The organism is Lentzea sp. NPDC051838, assembly GCF_040681245.1.
GTDB lineage: Bacteria > Actinomycetota > Actinomycetes > Mycobacteriales > Pseudonocardiaceae > Lentzea.
In genome coordinates, this window is sequence record NZ_JBFAYI010000032.1 from 13,202 (window position 1) to 36,768 (window position 23,567).

Annotated in this window: 28 protein-coding genes and 1 pseudogene; 13 read left to right on the forward strand and 16 right to left on the reverse strand. The window is 68.1% G+C overall.

Annotated elements, in window-relative coordinates; translation table 11 throughout:
• Positions 1 to 4 precede the first annotated feature (4 nt).
• From AB0M24_RS39750 to AB0M24_RS39770, 5 genes are all read left to right on the forward strand, one after another.
• On the forward strand, positions 5 to 1,162 hold the full coding sequence (locus tag AB0M24_RS39750; RefSeq protein ID WP_363778832.1) for an AAA family ATPase: 1,158 nt from the start codon (positions 5 to 7) through the stop codon (positions 1,160 to 1,162).
• Positions 1,159 to 2,511 (forward strand): CpaF family protein, encoded by a 1,353-nt coding sequence (locus AB0M24_RS39755; protein WP_363778834.1) that lies wholly within the window; start codon positions 1,159 to 1,161, stop codon positions 2,509 to 2,511. The genes AB0M24_RS39750 and AB0M24_RS39755 overlap by 4 nt, the downstream gene beginning before the upstream one ends.
• Positions 2,508 to 4,130, forward strand: coding sequence for a VWA domain-containing protein (locus AB0M24_RS39760; protein WP_363778836.1), 1,623 nt, complete (start codon positions 2,508 to 2,510; stop codon positions 4,128 to 4,130). Before AB0M24_RS39755 ends, AB0M24_RS39760 begins: the two co-directional genes overlap by 4 nt.
• A gap of 1 nt (position 4,131) precedes the next feature.
• A complete protein-coding gene (locus tag AB0M24_RS39765; RefSeq protein ID WP_363778838.1) occupies positions 4,132 to 5,019 on the forward strand; it encodes a type II secretion system F family protein in 888 nt (295 codons plus the stop codon).
• Between the two features lie 112 nt (positions 5,020 to 5,131).
• The gene (locus AB0M24_RS39770) at positions 5,132 to 5,776 is read left to right on the forward strand and encodes a response regulator transcription factor (protein ID WP_363778840.1); all 645 of its coding nucleotides are present in this window, start codon (positions 5,132 to 5,134) and stop codon (positions 5,774 to 5,776) included.
• Here the strand turns inward: AB0M24_RS39770 and AB0M24_RS39775 are convergent.
• On the reverse strand, positions 5,773 to 6,075 hold the full coding sequence (locus AB0M24_RS39775) for a hypothetical protein (protein WP_363778842.1): 303 nt from the start codon (positions 6,073 to 6,075) through the stop codon (positions 5,773 to 5,775). The two genes, AB0M24_RS39770 and AB0M24_RS39775, sit on opposite strands and share 4 nt — an antisense overlap.
• 42 nt (positions 6,076 to 6,117) lie before the next feature.
• Positions 6,118 to 6,954: a PD-(D/E)XK nuclease family protein gene (locus tag AB0M24_RS39780; RefSeq protein WP_363778844.1), complete on the reverse strand. Its 837-nt coding sequence runs from the start codon at positions 6,952 to 6,954 to the stop codon at positions 6,118 to 6,120.
• 33 nt (positions 6,955 to 6,987) lie between these two features.
• Between AB0M24_RS39780 and AB0M24_RS39785 the strand changes: the two genes are divergently transcribed.
• On the forward strand, positions 6,988 to 7,299 hold the full coding sequence (locus AB0M24_RS39785) for an ArsC/Spx/MgsR family protein (RefSeq protein ID WP_363778846.1): 312 nt from the start codon (positions 6,988 to 6,990) through the stop codon (positions 7,297 to 7,299).
• Here the strand turns inward: AB0M24_RS39785 and AB0M24_RS39790 are convergent.
• The 4 genes from AB0M24_RS39790 to AB0M24_RS39805 all read right to left on the reverse strand — a co-directional run bounded on the left by AB0M24_RS39790 (position 7,296) and on the right by AB0M24_RS39805 (position 9,598).
• Positions 7,296 to 7,910, reverse strand: a complete 615-nt coding sequence (locus AB0M24_RS39790; protein ID WP_363778848.1) for a MarC family protein — start codon at positions 7,908 to 7,910, stop codon at positions 7,296 to 7,298. The two genes, AB0M24_RS39785 and AB0M24_RS39790, sit on opposite strands and share 4 nt — an antisense overlap.
• 8 nt (positions 7,911 to 7,918) lie before the next feature.
• Positions 7,919 to 8,776 (reverse strand): PHP domain-containing protein, encoded by an 858-nt coding sequence (locus AB0M24_RS39795; protein WP_363778850.1) that lies wholly within the window; start codon positions 8,774 to 8,776, stop codon positions 7,919 to 7,921.
• Positions 8,777 to 8,812: 36 nt separating this feature from the next.
• A complete protein-coding gene (locus AB0M24_RS39800; protein WP_045314770.1) occupies positions 8,813 to 9,373 on the reverse strand; it encodes a PH domain-containing protein in 561 nt (186 codons plus the stop codon).
• Positions 9,374 to 9,439: 66 nt separating this feature from the next.
• Positions 9,440 to 9,598: a hypothetical protein gene (locus tag AB0M24_RS39805; RefSeq protein WP_167971300.1), complete on the reverse strand. Its 159-nt coding sequence runs from the start codon at positions 9,596 to 9,598 to the stop codon at positions 9,440 to 9,442.
• A 142-nt stretch (positions 9,599 to 9,740) separates the two neighbouring features.
• Here AB0M24_RS39805 and AB0M24_RS39810 point away from each other — a divergent pair, with 142 nt between their 5' ends.
• On the forward strand, positions 9,741 to 10,154 hold the full coding sequence (locus tag AB0M24_RS39810) for an NUDIX hydrolase (protein ID WP_363778987.1): 414 nt from the start codon (positions 9,741 to 9,743) through the stop codon (positions 10,152 to 10,154).
• 28 nt (positions 10,155 to 10,182) lie between these two features.
• On the opposite strand, the gene AB0M24_RS39815 is transcribed toward AB0M24_RS39810, so the two are convergent.
• Entirely contained in the window at positions 10,183 to 11,178 is a 996-nt protein-coding gene (locus tag AB0M24_RS39815; protein WP_363778853.1) for a DUF2332 domain-containing protein, read from the reverse strand.
• Position 11,179: 1 nt separating this feature from the next.
• Positions 11,180 to 11,683 (reverse strand): MaoC family dehydratase, encoded by a 504-nt coding sequence (locus tag AB0M24_RS39820; protein ID WP_112271026.1) that lies wholly within the window; start codon positions 11,681 to 11,683, stop codon positions 11,180 to 11,182.
• A 284-nt stretch (positions 11,684 to 11,967) separates the two neighbouring features.
• Here AB0M24_RS39820 and corA point away from each other — a divergent pair, with 284 nt between their 5' ends.
• Complete coding sequence (gene corA, locus AB0M24_RS39825) at positions 11,968 to 13,038, forward strand: magnesium/cobalt transporter CorA (protein WP_363778856.1); 1,071 nt, start codon at positions 11,968 to 11,970, stop codon at positions 13,036 to 13,038.
• Between the two features lie 140 nt (positions 13,039 to 13,178).
• Positions 13,179 to 13,556 carry a hypothetical protein gene (locus tag AB0M24_RS39830; RefSeq protein WP_363778858.1) on the forward strand — a complete coding sequence of 126 codons (378 nt, stop codon included), beginning with the start codon at positions 13,179 to 13,181 and terminating at the stop codon, positions 13,554 to 13,556.
• On the opposite strand, the gene AB0M24_RS39835 is transcribed toward AB0M24_RS39830, so the two are convergent.
• Complete coding sequence (locus tag AB0M24_RS39835; protein ID WP_363778860.1) at positions 13,540 to 14,628, reverse strand: DUF2332 domain-containing protein; 1,089 nt, start codon at positions 14,626 to 14,628, stop codon at positions 13,540 to 13,542. The genes AB0M24_RS39830 and AB0M24_RS39835 overlap by 17 nt on opposite strands.
• A 64-nt stretch (positions 14,629 to 14,692) precedes the next feature.
• Between AB0M24_RS39835 and AB0M24_RS39840 the strand changes: the two genes are divergently transcribed.
• Positions 14,693 to 15,361, forward strand: a complete 669-nt coding sequence (locus AB0M24_RS39840; RefSeq protein ID WP_363778862.1) for a metallophosphoesterase — start codon at positions 14,693 to 14,695, stop codon at positions 15,359 to 15,361.
• A complete protein-coding gene (locus tag AB0M24_RS39845; protein ID WP_363778864.1) occupies positions 15,351 to 16,217 on the forward strand; it encodes a chromosome partitioning protein ParB in 867 nt (288 codons plus the stop codon). Before AB0M24_RS39840 ends, AB0M24_RS39845 begins: the two co-directional genes overlap by 11 nt.
• Here AB0M24_RS39845 and AB0M24_RS39850 read toward each other — a convergent pair whose 3' ends face one another.
• The 3 genes and pseudogenes from AB0M24_RS39850 to AB0M24_RS39860 form a co-directional block, all read right to left on the reverse strand.
• The gene (locus AB0M24_RS39850; protein ID WP_363778866.1) at positions 16,218 to 16,499 is read right to left on the reverse strand and encodes a hypothetical protein; all 282 of its coding nucleotides are present in this window, start codon (positions 16,497 to 16,499) and stop codon (positions 16,218 to 16,220) included.
• 244 nt (positions 16,500 to 16,743) lie between these two features.
• A complete protein-coding gene (locus tag AB0M24_RS39855; RefSeq protein ID WP_363778868.1) occupies positions 16,744 to 17,739 on the reverse strand; it encodes a hypothetical protein in 996 nt (331 codons plus the stop codon).
• Positions 17,740 to 17,908: 169 nt separating this feature from the next.
• Positions 17,909 to 18,424: pseudogene (locus AB0M24_RS39860) on the reverse strand (SMI1/KNR4 family protein); the annotation flags it as partial.
• Positions 18,425 to 18,878: 454 nt separating this feature from the next.
• Between AB0M24_RS39860 and AB0M24_RS39865 the strand changes: the two are divergent.
• Positions 18,879 to 19,178 (forward strand): metalloregulator ArsR/SmtB family transcription factor, encoded by a 300-nt coding sequence (locus AB0M24_RS39865; protein ID WP_363778870.1) that lies wholly within the window; start codon positions 18,879 to 18,881, stop codon positions 19,176 to 19,178.
• Positions 19,178 to 19,678 carry an SRPBCC domain-containing protein gene (locus AB0M24_RS39870; protein ID WP_363778872.1) on the forward strand — a complete coding sequence of 167 codons (501 nt, stop codon included), beginning with the start codon at positions 19,178 to 19,180 and terminating at the stop codon, positions 19,676 to 19,678. Before AB0M24_RS39865 ends, AB0M24_RS39870 begins: the two co-directional genes overlap by 1 nt.
• A gap of 4 nt (positions 19,679 to 19,682) precedes the next feature.
• On the opposite strand, the gene AB0M24_RS39875 is transcribed toward AB0M24_RS39870, so the two are convergent.
• From AB0M24_RS39875 to ugpC, 4 genes are all read right to left on the reverse strand, one after another.
• Complete coding sequence (locus tag AB0M24_RS39875) at positions 19,683 to 20,585, reverse strand: nucleotidyl transferase AbiEii/AbiGii toxin family protein (RefSeq protein WP_363778874.1); 903 nt, start codon at positions 20,583 to 20,585, stop codon at positions 19,683 to 19,685.
• Positions 20,582 to 21,163, reverse strand: coding sequence for a type IV toxin-antitoxin system AbiEi family antitoxin domain-containing protein (locus AB0M24_RS39880; RefSeq protein WP_363778876.1), 582 nt, complete (start codon positions 21,161 to 21,163; stop codon positions 20,582 to 20,584). The genes AB0M24_RS39875 and AB0M24_RS39880 overlap by 4 nt, the downstream gene beginning before the upstream one ends.
• 53 nt (positions 21,164 to 21,216) lie before the next feature.
• A complete protein-coding gene (locus AB0M24_RS39885) occupies positions 21,217 to 22,104 on the reverse strand; it encodes an SDR family oxidoreductase (protein ID WP_363778878.1) in 888 nt (295 codons plus the stop codon).
• Between the two features lie 273 nt (positions 22,105 to 22,377).
• Entirely contained in the window at positions 22,378 to 23,562 is a 1,185-nt protein-coding gene (ugpC, locus tag AB0M24_RS39890) for a sn-glycerol-3-phosphate ABC transporter ATP-binding protein UgpC (RefSeq protein ID WP_363778880.1), read from the reverse strand.
• Positions 23,563 to 23,567: the final 5 nt, after the last annotated feature.

Consider the following 23,567-nt stretch of genomic DNA (forward strand, 5'->3'; position numbering starts at 1 on the left):
TGCCATGACGATCCTGTGCGAACCGGCCGCCCTTGCCGGACAGCTCTCCCTCGCGCTCGGCGGCGAGGTCCGCACCGTCGAGTCACTGCGCGAGGCCTCCGGGCTGCTCGCCGCGGACCCCGTCGAGTCGCTCGTCGTGGTCGGCTCGTCGATCAACCTGGACCAGGCGCTGGCGTTCACCGAGGCGCTGCGCCTCGAACGTCCCTCGGTCGGCGTGGTGCTCCTGCGCGAGGCGCTCGACATCTCCGTGCTGTCCAGGGCGCTGCGCTCCGGCGTGCGCGAGGTCGTCGCGCGGGACGACCTCGCCTCGCTGGTGGACGCGTGCACCCGGTCGCGTGCGTTGTCGGCGCAGGTCACCGGGGTGCCGCAGCCACGTCTGGAGGAACGCAGGCAGGGGCAGGTCGTCACCGTGTTCGCCGCGAAGGGCGGGTGCGGCAAGACGACCCTCGCGGTGAACCTCGCCGCGGTGCTCGCGGCCGGTGGCGAACGCTCGGTGTGCCTGGTGGACCTGGATCTCGCGTTCGGCGACGTCGGGATCTGCCTGCGCGCCGAACCGGTTCGCACGATCGTGCACGGGCTCGGCATGCTCGGCCACGTCGACGCCGCCGGTGCCGCGTCGCTGCTCACGTCGTGCAGGCCAGGCCTCAGCGCGTTGCTCGCACCGGTCGAACCCGGTGACGCGGAACGGATTCCGGCCGGGCTGGTCAGCGAACTGCTCGAAGTGCTGCCCACGATGTTCGACTTCGTCGTGGTCGACACGCCGTCCGCGTTCAGCGAGCACGTGCTGGCCGCGATGGACGCCTCGCACCACCACGTCCTGCTGACCACGCCGGACGTGCCCGCGTTGAAGAACCTGCGCGTGACGCTGGACATGCTGGACCTGCTGTCGTACGCGCACGACATCCGTTCGGTCGTGCTGAACCGCTCGGACGCCAAGGTCGGCCTCACGATGGACGACATCGACCGCGTCGTGCGCAGCGACATCCGCGCGCACGTGCCGTCGAGCCGGGACGTGCCGATCTCGGTCAACAAGGGCAATCCGATCGTCCTCGACCAGCCCAAGCACCCGGTGAGCGAGGCGATCACGCGGTTCGCCCGCGAGCACGTCCTCGCGGAACCCGCTGTCGTCGCTACCAAGTCCTCGAAGAGGTGGTTCCGGTGAGCCTGGCCAACCGCATTGCCGCACAACGGGAATCCAGCTCGCCGGCACCGCAGGCGCGCAGGAACACCCGCGTGGCGGACCCCTTCGCCGACGTCAAGCGCAGTGTCCACGCGGGACTGCTGGAGGTGCTGGGCCCCAAGCTCTACGACGCGCACCTCGACCAGCGCGAGCTGGAAGCCCGTGTGCGCCAGACGTTGCAGGCCGTGCTGGAACGCGACGAGACGCCGCTGACCAACGCCGACCGAGCCCGCGTCGCGCTGGAGGTCCTGGACGAGATCCTCGGCCACGGCCCGCTGGAGCCATATCTGCGCGACCCCGGCATCTCCGAGATCATGGTCAACGGGTTCGACCAGGTCTACGTGGAGCGGGGCGGGCGGCTGGAACCGGTGCCCGTGGCGTTCGCGGACGAGTCGCACCTGCGCCGGACGATCGACAAGATCGTCGCGAAGGTCGGCCGCCGCGTCGACGAGGCCTCCCCGATGGTCGACGCCCGGCTGCCCGACGGCAGCCGCGTCAACGCCGTCGTGCCGCCGATCGCGCTGGACGGCTCGATGCTGACGATCCGCAAGTTCGCCGCCGACCCGTTCACCGTCGACGACCTGGTGGGGTTCGGCACGCTGACGCCGGCGACCGCGTATCTGTTGCAGTGCTGCGTGCACGGGCGGATGAACGTCCTGATCGGCGGCGGCACCGGCTCCGGCAAGACGACGTCGTTGAACGTGCTGTCGTCGTTCGTGCCTGCTGACGAACGCATCGTCACCATCGAGGACGCGGCCGAGCTCCAGCTGCGCCAGGACCACGTGCTGCGACTGGAAGCCCGGCCGCCGAACGTGGAGGCACGCGGTGAGATCGCGGTGCGGGACCTGGTGCGCAACGCACTGCGCATGAGGCCAGACCGGATCATCGTCGGCGAGGTCCGCGACGGTGCCGCGCTGGACATGCTGCAGGCGATGAACACCGGCCACGACGGTTCGATCACCACCGTGCACTCGAACTCGCCGCGGGACTCGTTGTCCCGCCTCGAAACCATGGTGCTGATGGCCGGTGTCGACCTGCCGGCGCGGGCGATCCGCGAGCAGATGGCGTCCGCGATCGACCTGATCGTGCACCAGAGTCGTCTGAAGGACGGCACGCGGCGGATCACCCACATCACCGAGGTCATCGGGATGGAGGGCGAGATCGTCACGCTGCAGGACATCTTCCAGTTCGACTTCCACGCGGGCGTCGACGAGCACGGGTTCTACCGCGGGTCGTTGAAGTCGACGGGGTTGCGGCCGCACTTCGTGGAACGCCTGCGGGATCGCGGGATCGACGTCCCGCCGCATCTGTTCCAGGGTGGTGTGCGATGAGAAGAGTTCTCGCCGGGCTCGTGGTCGGCGCGTTGCTGACGTTCGTGTTCAGCGCCTTCGCTCACGCCGCGCCCTCTCGCGGGGTGGTGGTGCTGATCGACACCAGCGGCTCGATGGCTCCGGATCGGATCGTCGTCGCTCGACAGGCGATCGCGACGTACGTGGGCTCGTTGCCCGCGGACGTGCAGGTCGGGCTGGTCGCGTTCTCCACCCAGCCGTCGCTCGTGCTCGCTCCCACCGCCGACCGCGGCGCGCTGACCGGAGCGCTGGATCGGTTGCAGGCCAAGGGTGACACGTCGCTCTTCGACGCGGTTCCGGTCGGTCTGTCGGCGCTGCAGGGCATCTCCGAACGGCGGATGGTGATCGTGTCCGACGGCGAGGACACAGTGTCGAAGTCCACTGTGGACGCCGCCGTCTCCGCCGTGGCCGCCGCCGGTGTGCCGACCGACGTGATCGGCTTCCAGTACAGCGACGAGTCGCTGCGCCGCATCGCTTCCGCCGCGGGTGGCCAGTTGCTGACCGCGTCCGACGCGCCCGCGCTCGCCGCCGCTTTCGCCGCGCTCACCGTGCCTTCGACGACCGTGGCCCCGCCGTCGGCGCCTCCGGTCACGGTGGAGGCCCCTGCCCCGGTGGCCGTCGCTCCCCCGGTGGCGACTCCAGGGCAGAACTGGCAGGCGGGGGTCCTGATCGCCGGGACGTTCCTGGTGCTGTTCTTCGGGGTGGTCCTGCTGTTCGCGCCGCGTCGCGCCGCGTCGGGGCGGAAGCTCGCACAGCACCTCGACCACTACGGACCGCAGCGTGAACCTGTTGTGCAGGAAGAGAGTCAGGCCGCGCAGACCGCCGTCGTGTGGACGGCTCGGGTGATGACCGCCGGCGGCACCGCGCGCACCGCGGACCGCCTGGACCTCGCCGGGATGAAGGCCACCCCGGCGGAGTGGACCCTGCTGCGGATCTGCGTCTCGATCGCGCTCGCTGCGGTGCTGAGCCTGGCGACGACGTGGTGGCTCGGCATCCCGCTGGGCGCGCTGTGCGGATGGCTGCTGACCGCGCTGTACATGTCGATGCGCGCCTCCAAGCGCCGAGCCGCGTTCGCCGACCAGCTCCCGGACGTGCTGCAGCTCGTCGCCAGCTCGTTGCGCTCGGGCTTCTCGCTGGCCCAGGCGGTCGACGCCGTGGTGCGGGACGACACGCAGCCGACGGCGGGCGAGTTCTCCCGCGCGCTGGCCGCCACCCGGATCGGTGCCGAGCTGGAGGACGCCCTGGAGCGCGTGGCGTTCCGGATGCGGAGCGCCGACCTCGCCTGGGTCGTGATGGCCGTGCGGATCCAGCGACAGGTGGGCGGCAACCTCGCCGAGGTCCTGATGAACACCGTCGTGACCATGCGGGAACGCGCGCAGACCCGCCGCCATGTGCGGGCGCTTTCCGCGGAGGGACGCCTCTCCGCTTACGTCCTGATCGGTCTGCCGGTCGGCCTGGCCGTGTTCCTGTTCTGGTTCCGGACGGAGTACATGCGCCCGCTGTACACGACGGTGATGGGCCTCGTGATGCTCGTGGGGGCGTTCGTGTTCCTCGTTCTCGGCTCGCTCTGGATGCGCAAGCTCGTGCGCGTGGAGGTGTGACATGGCACTGGTCATCGGCCTCGGCTGCCTGCTGCTCGCGGTCGCGTTGGGCGCCTTCGCACTCATGCTCCGACCGCGAGCCTCCGCCGCCGGCTCGCTGGCGTTGATCGAGACGAGCTACTCGGCGGCGCCCGCCGCCTCGGCCCAGGACGACGTCCAGTCACCTGGCTGGCTCCGCTTGCTGGGCCTGCGGCTCTCGCCGTCCGGCGTCGCGATGCGGCTGCAGCACCGCCTCGACCTGGCCGGCAACCCGCCGACCTGGACCCCGGACCGGATCCTGGCGTTCAAGGGCATGGGCCTGCTCTTCGGTGCCGCGCTGGGCGCGTTCCTCTCGTTCCGCTCGGCGGGCTGGCTGGTGGTGGGCATCGCCGCCGGGGGCGGGTTCGGCTTCTTCCTGCCCGACCTGCTACTGCTGAACGCGGGGCAGAAACGCCAGGAGAAGATCCGCCGCGCCCTGCCGGACGCCATGGACATGCTGACCGTTTGTGTGGAAGCGGGCCTCGGCTTCGACGCGGCCCTCGCCCAGGTCGCCCGCAACACGCACGGCCCGCTGGCCCAGGAGTGCGCCCGCGTCCTGCAGGAGATGCAGATCGGCAAGTCGCGTAACGAGGCCCTGCGGGCGTTGACCACGCGCACGACCGTCTCCGAGCTGCGGGCGTTCGTCTCGGCCCTCGCCCAAGCGGGTGAACTCGGTGTTCCCATCGCCGCGGTGCTGCGCGAACAAGCCCGTGAGATGCGGTTGCGGCGTCGCCAGCGGGCCGAGGAAGCGGCTCAGAAGGTCCCGGTGAAAATCCTGTTCCCGCTGATCACCTGCCTGTTCCCGGCCATGTTCGTGGTGATCATAGGACCGGGCATCATCAGCATCGCCAGAGTGCTGACCGGCCTCTGATGGTCCCTGGCCGAACAAGGCCGAACGACTCTATTAGGCCCTTCGGTGTAACCAAGTGAGATGTCCGAAACGACATGCGGGTTGAACCTTCACCAAGAGAGGGGGTCAGCTCATGGCGATCAACGTTGTCGTCGTCGACGGACACACGCTCACCCGGTTCGGCCTGACGAAGCTCGCCGCCGCGAACCCCGATCTCGAGGTGGTCGCGGAGGCGAGCACAGGCGCCGAAGCCCGGGCCTTGATTGCTTCGTCGTCGCCGGACGTCGTCACCATGGCCGTGGACCTCCCGGACGGGGACGGGCTCCGGCTGGCCCGCGAGCTGCGCGACCGCTACCCGTCACTGGGGATCGTCATCCTGACCGCGCACGGCGAGGACGACGTGCTGTTCCGCGCGCTGGAGACCGGCGCCTCGGCCTTCGTGGGCAAGAGCGCCCCGGTCGAGGAGATCGTCTGCGCCATCCGGCACGCGGCCGTCGCGGCCTCGTCGTTCACCGCTTCCGGCCTGGCCCTCGCGATGGCACGCCGCCAGTCCACCACCGCACGCCTGGCACTCTCGCCGCGCGAGCGCGAGGTGCTGATGCTGCTGCAGAACGGGGAGTCGATCCCGGCGATCGCCCGCACCCTGTACGTGTCGCCGTCGACCGCCAAGACCTACGTCTCACGCCTTTACGAAAAGCTTCAGGCCTCGAACCGCGCCCAGGCGTTGATGTCAGCCCTGCGCCTCGGCCTGATCCGCACCGACGCGGCGACCGCCTAGGCCCACCAGAAGGTCCACAGCGTCGCCCCGGTGACCACGAGCACCGCGAGCGAGGCGACCGGCGCCTTCCAGTCCGCATACCGGTCGGCCACGATCTGCCCGGCGACCACCAGCAACGCCGCCACGACGTGCGCGACCACCGACAACGTGCCAGGTCCCGGCAGGTCGCGGGCGTTCGCGTAGAACTGGACGCCGATGTTCCCCAGTGCGAGCAGCACGATGCCCACCGCGAGCACACCGCTCACGGCGCGCAGGATTCCGAAGATCCGCGAGGGTCGCTTTGCTGCTTCGACTTCCACCCTCGCCACCCTACGGGTCGGCCGGTGCCGATGCCCCGAGGGTCACGGCGCCAGCAACGACCAGGGCTCGATCGCCGGAGCCGCCTGCTGCCCCTCAGGACAGCTCCTCCGGAAGTCGCACCACTGACATTGCCGCCCCGTGACCGGCGGGAACAGGATCTCCTGGTCACCACCGGCCTTCAACGTCTCCGAGGCCATGTCGATCTCGTCGGCGGCCTCCTCCGCCCGCCGCACGTGCCGGGCCAGCGACTCCTCCGTGTGCTCCCACACCGCCACCGACCCCGACGGCAGGTGGTGCAGCTCGACCCGCCGGCACGGCTTGCGCAACGTCCTGCGCGCAGCCAACGCGTACAAGGCCAACGCCTGCGAACCGCGCGCGTCGTCCGAGGTCAGCACGTGCCGCCCGGTCTTGTAGTCGACGATCACCAGCTCGCCGTCGCGGTAGTCGATCCGGTCGACCCGTCCCTCGGCCACGATCCGCTCGGTCGGCGACGACACCCACCGCTCCACGCCGAGCGGTTCGAAAGCCACGTCCAGCGAAGCCACGTAGTCGTGCACCCAGCCACCAGCCCGCGACCGGTACTCGGCGGCCTGGTCGACGTCGCGGAAACCCTCGGACTTCCACTGCCGGTTCACCAGCGCCACGGCCTGGTCCGGCGTGCGCTTCTCCACCGGCAGGTCGAACAACGCCTTCAAAGCGTTGTGCACCACCGCACCCAGCGTGTTGTGCGCCCAGGCACCGCCGCGAGGTGGCGACGGCCGGTCTAGGTAAGTCATCCGGAAACGGCGTGGGCAGTCCGTCCACGTAGCGAGCTTCGCGGGCGTCACGCGCACCAGTCGCCGGGGCTGAACACCAAAGTCGAAGCCGAGTTGGTCCACCCCGACCAAGTTACTCAGGCACCCTGACAGAAAATGAACGGCATGGAGATCTGGCACAACCCGCGCTGTTCCAAGAGCCGCGCCGCCAAGCAGCGCCTGGACGACGAGGGTGTCGAGTACACCGAACGCCGCTACCTCGACGACACTCCGACGGCCGAGGAGCTCGACCACGTCCTCACGCTGCTGGGCAAGGAGCCCTGGGAGATCGCGCGCACCAAGGAACCCGCGTACCCCAAGCTGCTGGCGCACGACCGCGCCAAGTGGATCGCGCACATGGTCGCGAACCCGAGCCTCATCGAGCGCCCGATCATCATCGACGGCGACAAGGCGCACATCGAGCGCTAGACCCCGGAAGAGATGAAGCCCGCGATCGAGGACGCGACCAGCTGCACGGCGATCGCGGCCAGCAGCAGACCGGCGATCTTGGCCATCAGCAGGATCCCGCTCTCCTTGAACACCTTGATCAGCAACCCGGCGGACCGCAGCGTCCCCAGCAGCACGAGGTGCACGGCCACGATCGCCGCGGCCAACGCCACGTACGAACCGATGGCGCCGTCCGCCTGACGCACGAACACGATCGTCGCGGCGATGGCACCGGGCCCGGCCAGCAACGGCGTCCCCAACGGCACCAGCGCGATGTTGACGTCCTCGACCTCGGGGTGGTTGGTCGCGCCCTTGCCCGTCAGCAGGTCCAGCGCGATCAGCAACAGCAGCAACCCGCCCGCGCCCTGCAGCGCGGGGATGCCGATGTGCATGTACGCCAGGATCGAGTTGCCCGCGACGGCGAACAGCGTGATCACGAGGAACGACACCAGCACGCCCTGCCGCGCCGCCCGTTTGCGCGCGTCCCGCGACTTGCGCCCGACCAGGCCCAGGAACACGGGCACGGTGCCGGGCGGGTCCATGATCACCAGCAGCGTGATCGAGGCCTCGATGAACAGCCGCAGGTTGAACACAGTGCCACCTATCCCACGAGGATCTTGCCGCCTGTCGCCCTCGAAGCCAGAGCATCCAGCATCTCCGGGGCCGTCGTCTCCGCGCCGAGCCGCACCGTCTTGTTCGTCCCGTGGTAGTCACTCGACCCGGTGACGATCAAGCCCAGTTCGTCGGCGAGCGAACGCAACGACACCCGCGTAGCAGCATCGTGGTCCGGGTGGTCGATCTCAACCCCGCCCAGGCCGACACCGGACAACTCACGCACCACGTCCGCCGTGACGATCGGCCCTCGTGACCGAGCGAACGGATGCGCCAGCACAGTCACGCCACCGGCTTCCGTGATCATCTCGATGGCCCGCTCGACCGGGGTGTCAGTCCGCCCCACGTAATAACGTCCGCCGGTCAGGTAAGTCGCGAACGCCTCGTCGACCGACGACACCACCCCGGCCCGGATCAACGCCTGGGCCAGGTGCGGCCGACCGGCCGGCGCGTCGAACGGCAGCTTTTCCATCAGGTCGACCGGGTCGATCGGGAAGCCGTCGGCCTGCATCATCTCGGCCATCTTCTGCAGCCGGTGCCGCCGCTCCTCGCGCAACCGCGACTGCTCGAGCATCAACGCCGCGTGCGTCGGGTCGTAGAGATAGGCCAGCAGGTGCACGGTGATCGTGCGACCACGGCCGTCAGGACACGCGCAGGAGAGTTCGGCACCACGCACGAGCCGCAGGCCAGGAGGCAATGCGGCAACGGCCTCGGCCCATCCGGCGGCGGTGTCGTGGTCCGTGATCGCCACCGCGTCGAGTCCGGCTAGCGCCGCCGCCTCCACCAGTTCGGCAGGGCTGTCGGTGCCGTCGGACTCGGACGAATGGGTGTGCAGATCGATGACCACGTCGTCCAGTGTGGACGACGCCCCTGTGAGGCCCGGCTAGGGGACCATCTTCTTGCCGCGCGCGGCCCGCTGCGCCTTGATCATCGAGAACCGCTCGGCCTGCGCCTTCTTGTCGCCGAAGGTCAGCTCCGAGATGGCGTCGTACACCTCTTCGGGGTCCGGCAGGAACTCCAGGCGGTTCAACGCCTGGATCTGACCGGCCGACTCCACGATCAGCGTGCCGTAGCCGAGCATTCGCCCGCCCACGGTCCTCTCATACGTGAGGTCGGTGACCTTGCTGATGGGCATCATCGCGACCTTGGTCTCGAAGACGCCCGACGTCAGCATGAACCGCTTGTCGGTGACGACGATGCGCTCGACCCACCACTCGATGATGAAGTAGGCGAGCCGCAGCAGCACGAGCAGCCCGCCGTACCACAGCACGTTCTGGATCACGCCCGCGTTCGACGGGAGCAGGTACGAGATCATCATGAAGCCCGCGAGCAGTGCCGCGGCTTCGAGCACGTCCCAGATCAGGTAGGACCAGTGCCTGCGCACCCGGATGACCCGACGCTCGCTCGACAGCAGGTAGTCGTCTGGATCACGTGGTGCGAACATGCGCTACCAGCCCTTCCCGGTACCAGCCAGTGCCCTGTCCCTGCCCACCCGTCGACGCCGGGTGAACTAGAACAATTGTCGCACGAAGGTGATCAGGGCCTCAGCCGCAGTTCGCAGCGAGTTGAGGATGTTGGTGACCAGTTGGGCCGCCTGCTGGGGCTCCGCGATGAGGAAGAACAGCAGCAAGGCGATCCCGGCGAAAGTGAGGATCTTCTTCAGGTTCACGGTGTCCACCCCGTCCGCGTTCCGCACCCGTTTGGCGCCGTTCGTGACCGTTGTACAGCACGATTCAGTGCCTTGGGACATTTGTACCGCTGCCGGGCTATCGCACTGCACCGCCGTTGAGGGGTGACTACGCTTCGTGTTCGTGACGGGCAGCAATGAGCGCACGATCCGTTGTGTCGGAGCGGTCGTACATGACTCGAATGGGCGACTACTGCTCGTGCAACGCGCCAATCCACCTGGTGAGGGCATGTGGTCGATACCAGGGGGACGAGTGGAGCCGAACGAGACCGACGAGGCTGCCGTGACTAGGGAAGTCGCCGAGGAAACAGGACTCTCCGTCACCGTCGGCCGTCTCGTCGGAAGCGTCGAGCGAGCGGCCCCGAACGGGGTTTATTTGATCTTCGACTACGAATGCCAGGTCACGTCGGGTGTGCTCCGAGCGGGCGACGACGCATCGGATGTCGCTTGGGCGGACAGTGCGACCTTGGCCACACTTCCGACGACGGAAGGCCTCGTGCAAGCGCTTTCCGACTGGAACTGCCTGCCCAGAGCCTGATCAGGGTTCACGCGATCGAGGAAACCGCTCAACGCCAAACGAGACGTTGCCCGTGGGCCTCGGTGGTCGCCAGAGTGGTCGTCTCGACGCCCGCGTCACTCACACGAACAAGCCGCACCTCGCCGCCCTCGTGCGCGGCCCACCAGGCAGGCCTGCCCAAAGCGGACAAAGCAGGCAGCAGGTCGAGCCCGGAGCCGCTGGAGATGACTACGAGCGGTGCATCGATGCCCTCGACGGCCTTGGCGAGGTCCGCCACCGGGTCGCCGGTCACCAGCCGGGGCGGGTTCTTGCGAAGGACGCCGCACGCGACGCCGAACAGCCGCAGCCGCTCCGGTTGGTCCGCCCACACACACGCCTCGAGCCACGCGTAGGCGTCCTCGTCGGTCAGATCGGCGGGGGCCACGCCGATGCCCGCCTTCGCGGCCACCTTCACCGTCTTGGGCAGCTTCGGCAGCACCGCGCCCGGCGCCAGCTCCAGCGCGCAGTGCAGACCCAGCGCCGCCTTGGCGGGCCCGGCGACGAGCTGGCCGGCCTCCTGCGTCTGGTAGCGGTACGAGTACTGGTCGAGCCCGAGCAGCAGGCCCGCGGTCGTCGCGGCCTCGACGAGCCCGATCGGCCCGCCCGCCTGCTTCGCCGCCGCGGCCACCGCCGGGTAGAGCAGCGCCGCTCTGCGAACCTCGTTGGTCTGGATCACCTGCGAGCTCACCAAAGCCCGCACGCGGTCACCGCGCTCCAGCAGGAAGTCGCGGAACAACGGCCAGGTGCTCTCGTCCGCGCCGTAGGTCCCACCGAGCGACGGGTAGTAGTTCGAGAGCTGGTGGAACGGTTCGGCCTGCACGAGCCGATGCGCCGCCGCCAGCAGGAGCTCGCCCGTGGCGTTGTCCTCGCTGGCGGCGGTCAGCAGCTCGGCGATCTCCGGATCCGCGGCAGCACGCGACGCGAGGTGCTCGTAGAGAGGCGAAATTCCTGCTGCCTCCTCCGCGAACGCCCGCAAACGTTGCTGTGCCAGATCCAGAGTCGTCACGTCACTCCTTGGGCTCAGGGCGTCCAGGCTGCTCGCCACCGCGAGCGTCACCGTAGGACTTCTTCGGCACCATGACCTTGCGCCGGAAGATGCACACGACCGTGCCGTCCTGCTTGTAACCGCGAGTCTCCACGTAGACAACGCCCCTGTCGTCCTTCGACTTGGACGGCGTCTTGTCGAGCACCTCGGTCTCACCGTAGATCGTGTCACCGTGGAACGTCGGCTTCACGTGCCGCAGCGACTCGATCTCCAGGTTGGCGATCGCCTTGCCGGAGACGTCGGGCACGGACATGCCCAGCAGCAACGAGTAGATGTAGTTGCCGACCACGACGTTCTTCTTGAAGTCGGTCGTGTTCTCCGCGTAGTTCACGTCCATGTGGAGCGGGTGGTGATTCATGGTGAGCAGGCAGAACAGGTGGTCGTCGTACTCCGTGACCGTCTTGCCAGGCCAGTGCTTGTAGACCGCTCCGACCTCGAACTCCTCGTAGTACCGACCGAACTGCACCGCGCCTCCAACTACGTGTGATCGAGATCTGTCTCAGGTGGGGAGACAGTCTTTACGCGGAGGGAGTACCCTCGGCAACCGGTGTGTGAGGATTTCCACCACCAGTGACTTCGCCCCGAGGAGGTGAGGACCCCTAAATGAGCAAGGACCCCCACCCTGCCAGTACCAAGCGCGTCCTCACCGAGGTGGCCTGCTAGATCGTTCTAGTCAGCTGAGTTTCACCCGGTCAGGACGCCCGTCGTGTTTTCGATCTTCGACGACGTGTGGCCCTGGAGGAACTCACCATGCCCAGCTTGCCCTCGATCCGCGGACGCGGCGCCCAGCAGCGCCCGACGCCGCACATCTCCGTGCCGTTGTCGCACTACGTGGTCGACTGCGCGGTCTACGTCGACGGCAAGCGCTTGCCCGGCCGCTGGACGCACATCGACGCCGTCAAGGAAGTGCGCAAGCGCAAGGACGGCTTCGTCTGGATCGGCCTGCACGAGCCCGACGCCGAGCAGATCGAGGGCATCGCGGACACGTTCGGACTGCACGAGCTCGCGGTGGAAGACGCGGTGCACGCGCACCAGCGCCCCAAGCTCGAGCGGTACGACAACACGCTCTTCATGGTCTTCAAGACCGTTCGCTACGTGACGAACGAATCCCCCGACACCGCCAACGAGATCGTCGAGTCCGGCGAGATCATGGTGTTCCTGGGCAAGGACTTCGTCATCACGGTGCGGCACGGCAACCACTCCGGGCTGTCCAAGCTCCGCCACGAGATGGAGGACGACCCGGAGCGTCTGGAGATCGGTCCTTCCGCTGTGCTGCACGCGATCGCGGACCACGTCGTCGACAACTACCTCGAGGTGACCGACCACATCGAGGACGACATCGACCGCATGGAGGAGCGCGTCTTCGCGCCGCGCACCGAGGTGAGCGCCGAGCAGATCTACATGTTCAAGCGCGAGGTCGTGGAGCTGCGCCGCGCGGTGATGCCGCTCGCGAACCCGTTGCGCCGCTTGGCGGAGGGCTACACGCCGCTCATCCCCGAGCAGGTGCGCGCCTTCTTCCGCGACGTCGACGACCACCTCACCGAGGTCTCCGAGCGCGTCACGGCGTTCGACGAACTGCTGACCACGCTGGTCGACGCGACGCTCGCGAAGATCACGCTGCAGCAGAACACCGACATGCGCAAGATCACCTCGTGGGTCGCGATCATCTCCGTGCCCACCATGGTCGTCGGCGTGTACGGCATGAACTTCGACTACATGCCCGAGCTGAAGTGGAAGTTCGGCTATCCCCTGGTGATGAGTCTGGTCCTCATCGCCTGCCTGACGCTCTACCGAATATTGCGCCGAAATCGCTGGCTGTAGGTCCCGGTTTCGTTCGCTTTGTTCGTTGTAGAAGGGCTTTGTCATGACCAGATTGCTGACCAACGTCCGGTTCTGGATCCTCGCGTTCCTGCTCTGCTGGATCACCACCGTCTTCGTCCTGATCTCCGGAACGCCCTGACGTGCGTCGCCAGCTGAGGAACCTGCGCTTCTGGATCGTGGTGTTCGCCGTCGGCTGGCTGACGATGGTGTTCATCTCGATCGCTTCCTGGCCCGACGCCGGGAAGGAGTCGCCGGACGAGCTCGCGGCGGAAGTGACGAGTGCGTTGCGCGCACACGACTTCCACAAGTTGCAGCCGTTGCTGGCGGTGGGCGGCGAGGACGTCGCCAAGTCGACCGTGGAGACCTTGCAGACCGCGCGGGTGGAGCGCGGTCTCTACCGCGACGGTGCCGTCGTCGTCGAGTACACGCGCGACGGCACCCGTTCGGAGTTCCGGCTGCCCGTAGAGGAAGTCGACGGGCGCTTCGTGGTGAACCCGCTCGTCACTCCCAAGGGGTGACCTGCCACGTGAACGGTGCGCCGTGGCCGCTGCCGTACCCGAGGTTCAGCGACAGTCCGGCGGGCCAGAGCTTGAGCAGCAGCTCGAACCGGTAGCCCTCCTCCGCGTCGTCGGACCGCCGCGACTCGAACACCAGCAGTGCCAACGGTGTCGTGGGCGTGGCCTTCGCCGCCGCGTCCGCCAGCACCGCCCGTCCCATCGCCCTGTCCGCGGGCGAGACGTACTGCCACACCACGGAATGCCACACGACGGTGAGCACGTCGCGTTCGGCGCGGGCGAGCTGTTTCGCCAGCCACTCCGGGCCCGCTGACCTCTCGACCTTGACCGGATCCGTCGCGGCGAGGTCGAGCGCGTCGCGGAGGCGGTTCAACCGGCTGACCTGGTCTCCCCAGACGAATGAGCTCAGGTGCAGCCGTCCGTCCTCTGTGGACACGTCGACCGGCGTGAGGTCGCAGCCTGCCCTGCCGACGACGCGCAGCCGGTGGTCGAGGTCAGCGGGTGGTCTGCCGGTCCACTCCGGGTCGAACACGAGGAGGCTGTGCGGATCGCCGAGCACACGGTCCTCCAGCCGGTAGCCGATGTGGTGCGGACGCAGGTTGAGCCCGCCGCTCGCCCCGACCTCCAGCAGCCGCACGCAGAACGGCACCGTGCGGCCGGCTGCCTTCGCGGCCTCCTGCGCGGCGACCAGCAGTCCTCCGTAGAGGGGAGCGCTGCGAGCGGGTTCGTTGGTCTGCACCGTCGTGGCGCTGATCCACTGTCTGAGCAGGTCGGCGTGCTCGTTGAGGGCGGGCAGCGCGTCGTCCCACAGCGTCTCGAGGTCCGGCTGTCCCCCGACCGACGGGTAGTGCTTCGCCAGGCGTGGCGCCCTGCCTTCGAGCACGAGGCGGTGCACGGCGCCGGCAAACCGCAGCCCGGGCATGGTGCCGTCCCGGTCGCGTGCCGAACCCGCCATGATCTGGGTCGTGACGCCGCCTCGCCGGAGATCGGCCGCGGCGTCCTCGATGAGTTGTCGGGTCAGTGGACTGCGGTCGCGCGGTGCGCCCGCGTCCGCGACGAACAGCTCGGCAAGCACCCTGTTGACGCTAGTGGGAGAGCTGTCCCGCGTCATCCGGAGAAAGCCTTATTACGCTGCTGGAATGGTTCGGGTGCTCGCGGTGGCGGACGAGATCGTGGAACAGCTGTGGACTGATCAGGTGCACTCGCTCGACGTGGACCTGATCGTGGCGGCGGGCGATCTCCCCTTCGACTACCTGGAGCACCTGGCCAACGCGCTGGACAAGCCCCTGGTGTTCGTCCCCGGCAACCACGACGCCGACCTCTCCGGCTACTCGAACGTGCGCGGCCTGTGGACCAAGGCGGGTGTCCCGGTCCGCTGGCCAGGACCAACCGGTGCGGTGAACGCGGACGAACGCGTGATCGACGTCGCCGGCCTGCGCATAGCCGGTCTCGGTGGTTCGATCCGCTACAACAAGGGCCCGAACCAGTGGACGGAACGGCAGCAGGCCCGCCGAGCCCGCCGGGTGTCCCGGCTGGCGGGGTGGCGCAGGCTGCGGGACGGACGTGGCGTGGACGTGCTGCTGACCCACTCACCGCCTTACGGTTGTGGCGACGAACCGGACGCACCGCACCGGGGTTTCGCCTGTTTCGAGGGTCTGGTCTCCCGGTTGCAGCCTTCGTTCATGCTGCACGGCCACATCCACCCGCACGGCGTGCCGCGGCCGGACCGTTCTTTGGGCTCAACGCGCGTGGTGAACGTTGTTCCTTACAAGGTGCTGGACATCTCGGGGGTTCGCGATGAGACGTGACACCGGCTTCCCGGTCGCCGACGCCGAGAACGACTTCCTGCGCGCTCGACGCCGCCAGGTGATGTCGCGGCTGGCCGCCTGGCTGCGCCGCGAACCGGACGACGTGAACATCATGCTGCCGTTCCACGAGGTGGTGGACGCCCTGGGCATGGTCTCCGAAAAACGCCTGGGCCTGCAGACCATCCGCCTCGACTCGATCGTGGGCAGCGTCGACCGAACCCGCGACTTCGACCGCCGCTTCCGCCCGACCTCGGGCCGCGTCCGCGAACGCTGGCAACGCCTGGCCCTGGCCGCCCGCCGCGGCGAAAGCGTGCCGCCGATCGAGGTCTACCGCATCGGCGAGCTGCACTTCATCGTCGACGGCCACCACCGCGTCTCCGTGGCTCACGCCCTCGGACTCTCGGTGATCGACGCCTACGTGACGGCCGTGATCACGCGGGTGAACTCGTCCGGCATCCGGTACCGCGGCGACCTGATCGTGAAGGACTACCGGCGCTTGTTCTTGGAGCGCGTGCCGTTGAACGGCGAGGCCCGTGCCGCTGTCGTTCTGTCCGACCCGTGGGACTACGCCGAGCTGGGTGAGCACATCGAGGCCTGGGGCTTCCGTCTGATGCAGGACTCGTGCGCTTTCTTGGACCGCGGCGAAGTCGCTCGCCGCTGGTACTCCGACGAGTACAAGCCCGTCGTGGCGATGCTGCGGCAGGCCGACATGATCGGCGACCGGACCGAGACCGAGGCCTACATGTGGGTGGCGGCTGAGCGGTACCGCCTGATCCGCACGCACCGGTGGGACGCCGAGGTGATCAACGCCGTGCGCGAGGAGTCCCAATCGCACGGCCGAGGCCACCGCAGCTGATCACCGGCCCTTCGGCTCCGGGAACTCGCGCTCAAGCACCTCCGGCCAGTCTCCGTTCGCCAGGCCGCCGTTGACGAGCACGTCGCGCCAGTCCAGCGCGCTCAGCTCGACGGCCTGCCACAACCTGTCGACACTGCCGTCCGCCATCAACACCAGCGCCGCGTGGACGCGCTCCACGTCCTGGTTGCCGGTCTCGGCCAGCGCCAACGCTCCCAGCGCGTCGCTCGCCGCTGGACCGAAGTCGCGGCTGACACGTGCCGTGACCCTCGCCGACACGCTCACCTGGGCACCACCGCTGAACCTCCCGACGCCTCACGCACCACGGCACCGAAGCCACGACCGGCCCGCACCGCACGCCTGACCGACACGCTCACCGCCGCTGAACATCCCAACGCCTCACACGCCACAGCACCGAGGCCAAGACCAACCCGCATTACGGCCCCCACTGACACGCTCACCTGGGCACCGCCGCTGAACATCCCGACGCCTCACGCACCAAGCACCGAAGCCATGACCGGCACGCTGCTCACCGCGGCACCACCCGCGGACCGTCCGGCGCGTCCGGCAGCGGGCGGGCCTGGTCCAGCACCTCGTCCGTGTACTTGTCGAGCAGCCGGGTGCCGATCTGTTGCGCGTAGCCGAAGATGACCGCCCACAGCAGCAATGCCGCGGCCGAGGGTATGCCGATCAGGCCGCTCGTGACGCCGGCTCCCAGCGCGAGAATGCCGACCACCGCCAGTGCCGCTCCGAGCATGATCTTGATCAGGGCCTGGTAGCCGATCATCACGTACGGCGAGAGCGATGGTCGGCGGCGTAAGAGCAGGACCACGGCGGCCAGCACCGCGCCGAACGAGCCGAGCACCTGCACCAGCCACACGTCCACGCCGGTCGCCCGAGTGGTGCCGCCGGGGCAGACCGTCGGCAGCGCGTTCTCCTTGGGGTCGACGCACAGCGGGATGATGCCGGGCTTCACGATGCCGACGACGCCCAGCACCGTGTTGATCACGAACAGCACGAGCGAGGCCGCGATCAGCTTGTTGCGCAACGCCCGCGAGCCCGCGTGGGCGAAGTCCGAGTTGTCGTAGGCGGCGCGCAGGGCGTCCACCACGATCGCGCGCTCGACCGCGGGCGTGAACTCCCCCGGCCGCAACGCTTCCAGGGCGCGGCGCCGCGGATCGTCGTCGTCCAGGTACTGCGCCACCCGCGCCTGCAAACCCGGTAGCCGGCCCATGAACCCGCGCTCGGCCGAGATCGTCGCCACCTCGGCCTCGTGCAGGGCGCGCCAGGCCCGTTCGATGTGCCAGCCCGACCACCACGACGGCAGCATGCGCCACCACGGCTCCCGGTCGCTGAGCATCGCGTCCACCACCGCCGCCTGCTCCACGGCCGTGCGCCGCCACACGTCGCCCTCGGGATCGACCGGATCCGACGGCCCGAGCGCGGCCAGATCCGCGCGGACCCGGTCCAACCGGGACTGCACGACGAGTCGCCAGTCGGTGACTCTGGGTTTGCGCTCGGCCATGCCCCGATGGTGACAGCCACCACCGACAATTTCGGCAGCCATCCGTGTGACGTGCTAAAACGACCGGAATTCCGCGTGGTCGAGCGGATCGTCGTACTTCCCGAACCGGCACAGCCCCGGCGTGACCAACCGCCCCCCGCAGCCACTCCAGCACCGTGTCGGCCAGCGAAAGAGCCAACGGCAGCCCTTGATCGGCATGCCGTGGCACGAAGATCAGCGGCCACGAGCCAGACGTCAACCACCCGAGTTGGTCGCCGTCGATCGAGTCACCGAACGGCAGGAACCCGCCGGGCTCCGGCCACAACGGCAACGGGTGGTACTCGGGAAACTCGGCCCGCAGCTGCCGGTTGGCGTCGAGCGCACCCTCCGACAGGTCCACCAACCCGTGCGGATCCAACGGCGCCCACAACCGCAACCACCCCGCGAACTCCCCAGCGCCGTAGCACTCCATGAACGCCACGTAGTCCGACGGCAGATGCGTGCCCAACGAGTCGAACAACCACTCCCACGACCGTGCGCCGAGACGAGGCCGAGCAGGCGGCACGACCAATGACCGCAGAACCGAAAGCCTAGCCCCCTCGGCAAGTGCGCGCTTGCGAGCGACCGACGTGTCGACCGGCGCAGGTGGCGTCCACGGACCAGCCTGCCGGAGGAACGCCGTGCGCACCGCGGTCGCCGGCAACATCCCCAACGCCGGCAACGCCTCGACCACAACGGTGTCCAGCAGCCCCGACATCGTCATGCCGTAGTCGTGCCAGCCGGTGTCGTGGTCGAAGCACACCACCGGCCACTCGTCAGGAGCACCAGTGGAAGCGTCCCAGAACAGGTAACCACCACCGCGGGTCGCGCCCCACGGCACCAACGAAGGCGGCGCATCGGCGACCGAACGCGTCTGCTTGACCCACTCACCCCAGTTGAAGCGTCCAGCCTGGACACACGGCACGTGCATCCAGATGAACTCGCCGATGTCGAGCGGCCCGCGCGAGGACGCGATCGCCTTGTAGTCACTCGGCAACGGCAGCCCGAGCCACCCTTCGACGGCCTCCCAGTCGACCGCGACAGGTTCCCCCGTGAACTCCACGAGCGCATCCAATCACATACGCTTGCGCTTATATACGCCAGAAGTTATCTTCGGCGTCGTGGACGTCTTCGAAGCCGTCGCCGAACCCAACCGCCGCCATCTCCTCGGCCTGCTCGCCGAACGCGAACGCACCGCGGGCGAGCTCGTCGACAGCCTGCCGACCCTGACCCAGCCCGCCGTCTCCCGGCACCTGCGGGTACTCAGAGAAGTAGGCCTTGTCGAGGTCCGCCCGGACGGCCAGCGCCGCATCTACGCGCTGAAACCCGATGGCCTGCAACGCATCGACGACTGGATCACCCCGTACCGCCGCTTCTGGCGCGACCACCTCGCCGCCCTGCAACAGCACCTGGAGAAGTGATGAACGACCTCGGCACCGTGTCGCTGAACGGCGACCACGCCACCCTCACGTTCGAGCGCAGACTCAAGTTCCCGATCGACCGCGTCTGGGCCGCCATCACCGACCCCGCCGAACGCGCACAGTGGTTCGGCACCACGCACATCGCGGACGGCGAGATCGTCATCGAGCCCGAAGACCCGCCCGCCCCACCAGAGGCCAAGCGCGTCACGGGCCGCATCCTCACCTGGCAGCCGCCGGAAGACGGCCACGCGGTCTTCGAACACGAGTGGCAGCAACGAATCGTGGAGGACAGCGTGGTCCGCTACGAGCTCAAAGCCGACGGCGACACGACAGTGCTGACGTTCACCCACCGAGGACTGTCCGAACGCAACGCCCTCGGCTTCGTCCCGGGCACGCACGCGTTCCTCGACCGGTTGCGGGCGCACCTCAACGACGAGGAACTGCCGAACTGGCAGGAGCGCTACGCCGAAGTGGCACCGTCCTACCCGGCCTGGAAGTAACGGCTCAGGTCCACTTCCGCGCACCCGGATCCCAGGCGTCCAGGAGATCTCCCGCGGCCAACGGGTCCACGAACCCGACCACGGCGCCGACAACATCACCGAAGCTGTCGGGCAGATGCACGCCATCCGCACCAAGGCGCCGTTTGAACGCGCGATACGCAGGCTCTCTCAGCGACACGAAGTCTCCGAGTACAACCGAGAGCGGCTGAATCTCGACACCACGGTGACTTGCCGTTGCTTCCAACGCGGAACGGACCGACCCGTACGACAGGGCCTGCCGACCGGTGAGGGTGTAAAGGTCGACGTAGTCGCGTACCCGTGTGCTGGTGTCGCCCAAGGCGATCGCCGTGCTCGACTTCTCAGCGAGCACTGTCTCGATCGGATAGCCGAGCACCGGCACACCTGGCACTCCAGGCCGTTGCGACGGCAGCTGGAGAGCCTGCGGAGCCGGAGTGACCGGATCGCCGAAGTTGACGTCGAGCCACAGTTTGACCTTCGCAGTGGACAGTTCGCAGTCCATGCCGACCCTGACGCCGGAGTACAGGTCGTCATCACGGATTGTCCGCGCGCTCGTCGTACCGGTCAGGAACCGAACTCCGTCGTCGGGATCGATCTCGAGCTCGGCGATCTCGATCACCCTGGCGACGACCGACGCCTCGTCGTTGGGCAGGTTCCTCGCCAGCAGATCGGCGTCGGTGGTGGGGCGGCGTGCTTCGAAGACCGCGAGCAGCACGCCGCCCTTGAGCACGAACTTGCCGGCGTGCCGCGACTCGGCGAGGCGGGCGAGCCAGCGCTCCAGCACATAAAGAGTCAGCAGCTCCTGAGTTGGCCGCTTGTCTCTGCGTGCCCGGTTCTGCAGGTCCAGGTATGCGCGACCAGCCGGAGTGTCCTTCGTGGGTCGGCTCACTCCGCCGTCACCGCGTCCATCGCCGTGCGCACAGGACCGAGAATGTTGAGCTCGCGGGCCATCGCCAGCAGGTCACGCGGTCGAGCGTCCCGGCCGCGCAGGTATCGGCGAAGCGCCGCAAGCGCAAGGGGCTCTCCGAGCCTGTTCCTCAACCTCATGAGGTCGGCGACTGTCCTTTCCCTCGTGTAGATGCGAACAACCTCTCCCGGAGCAGCCTCCACCGAGGACAGACCGAGTTCGAACTTGTCAGCCGTGAAGCGGAACACCTCGGTCGGCGGATAGTCGATCCGAGGTGGCCGATGTGGTCGTGGCACCGCGAACTGGACGGCGACGGGTATTTCGTCGGTCAGGTCGTACACGGCCGCGGCTGATACGCAGCACACGATGGCGGCCGGCACTCGTCTGGACACGGCCAGCAGATCAGGAAAGGTCGGTACCGGGGCGTTCGCCCAGCGGAAGACACCACGCGACAGCTCGATCAGCGCGCCGTCGTCACGCAGGCCGTACAGCTCACGGCGGTGCATGCCGCTGCTGAGCGCCTCAGCCGTCGTGAACGTGTTCGCGAGAGTGCCGACCATGGACAAAAGTGTCGCCACCTGACGGTCAGATGGCAACACTTTTGTCCACCGAACTAGGCGGTCTGCGAAGGCTCCACCAGCGCACGGAGCCGGGGAGGCATCCTCTTCTCCAACCCGTACGGTTCGAGGTGCGCCTGCAGCACGCCCGTGAACGCCCGCTCGACCGAAGCGGTGTCCCAGTTGTCGCTCTCCAGCATCGGCTGCTTGAAGTACGGCTGCCCCACGATGTGCAGCTGCCGGCCGTTGCAGCGGATGACCTGCCCGGTGATGCCCTCGGCGCGGTCCGAGAGCAGGAACAGCACGAGCGGCGCCACCTTGCCCGGCGTGCGGTCGGCGGGAATGGCGCGCAAAGAACGTTCCGACTTCCACACCATCCGCGTGTGCGCGACCGGGCACACGGCGTTCACGCGGATGCCTTCGGACTCCAGGTCGAGCGCCCACGAGTAGCTCAGCGAGGCCACCGCGCCCTTGGTCGCCGAATAGGTGGCGAGTTTGCGCTGACCGAAGGAGGCGCCGGAGGAAATGTTGATGATGGAGCCGCCGCCGAAGCCGCGCATCGCCCGCATCGCCGCGATTCCGACGTAGATGACGCCGAGGACGTTCACCTCGACGACGTGCTTGATCGTCTCCGGATCGTCTTCCCAGGGCGCGGTCTCGTAGTTCAGCCCCGCGTTGTTCACGAGGCCGTCGATGCGGCCGAACTCGTCGACGCACAGGTCGACGATCTTGGCCGCCTCGCTCGGGTCGGCGACCGTGTGGCTCGAGGCCACGGCGCGGCCTCCGTAGCCGCGGATGTGCTCCGCGACGCGTTCTGCCAGGTCACCGTCGTTGTCGTTGACGACCACCGATGCACCCGCGAGGGCAGCGTGCATCGCGTAGGCCTCGCCCAAGCCGCGACCCGCCCCCGTGATGACGACCGCTTTACCGTCCAGGATCCCCATTGCACGCTCTCTTTCCTCACTCGGCGGCGGTTCCCCGGAACCCCCCTGTGGTCCTGTACCCGCCTTCGACAAGCGTGCGGACGAACCGAAGCGGCGCAGAAGATGTTTCGTTGAGACGTCGCTGCCGAGCGCCCAATGGCGAGCCGAGTTCGGCCCGGCAGATGACCTGGACTAATCGGCCCGGCGGAGCAGAGACCTTTGGCCCTAACTCGATCGAGTGACAAAGAGAAGCCGCCTTCCCCGCGCGGGGAAGGCGGCCCGTAAAACGAGAATTCACCGTTCCGTGTAAGTCAGGTTCCTGCCGCTGGACGGGTCGAAGAGCTGCACCTTGTCCGCGTCGAACCAGATGTCCGCCGAGGCACCCTCGGCAGCACCCGACGCCGACGACAACCGCGTCACGAGCGAGATGCCGTCACCCGGCACGTCGTCCGATCCCGCGTCCGCCGCCAGCTCCTGGAGCTCCGCCGACGCCGCCTGCTCGCCGGTGATGTTGAAGTAGGCGTACTTGTCCGAGCCCATCGACTCCAGCACGTCCACCTGGTGCGTGAACTTGCCGCCGGCCGACAGCTTCGACGGCTCGACCAGCGCCGCGTCCTCGAAGTGCTCGGGGCGGATGCCCAGGATCACCTCGCGGGGCGCGTCGGCACCCTCCAGCAGCTGCCGCACCCGGTCCGTGAGCGTCACGTCGCCCAGGACCGACCGCAGCGAGCCGTTCTCCAGCGACGCCGGCACGAAGTTCATCGACGGCGAGCCGATGAAGCCCGCGACGAAGAGGTTGGCCGGGTGCTCGTAGAGGAACTGCGGCGCGCCGATCTGCTGCACGACACCGCCGCGCATGACCACGACCCTGTCGCCGAGGGTCATCGCCTCGGTCTGGTCGTGCGTCACGTAGACGGTGGTGGTGCCGAGCTGCTTCTGCAGGCGCGACACCGAGGTCCGCATCTGCACGCGCAGCTTGGCGTCCAAGTTGGACAGTGGTTCGTCCATGAGGAACGCCTTGGGGCTGCGCACGATCGCGCGGCCCATCGCCACGCGCTGCCGCTGGCCACCGGACAGGTTGGACGGTTTGCGCTCGAGGTGCTGGGTGAGGTCGAGGATCTCGGCCGCCTCCTTCACCTTCTTCTCCACCGTCGCGTTGTCGACCTTGGCCAGCCGCAACGGGAAGGCCATGTTCTCCTTCACCGTCATGTGCGGGTAGAGCGCGTAGGACTGGAACACCATCGCGATGTCGCGGTCCTTCGGCGCCCGTTCGTTGACGCGCTGCCCGCCGATGCGCAGCTCGCCCTCGGTGATGTCCTCCAGGCCCGCGATCATGTTGAGGGTGGTGGACTTCCCGCAGCCGGACGGCCCGACCAGGATGATGAACTCGCCGTCGGCGATCTCGAGGTTGACCTCCTGAACGGCCAAAGCGCCGTCGGGGTACCTCTTGCTCACCTTGTCCAGAACGATCTCTGCCATTTGTC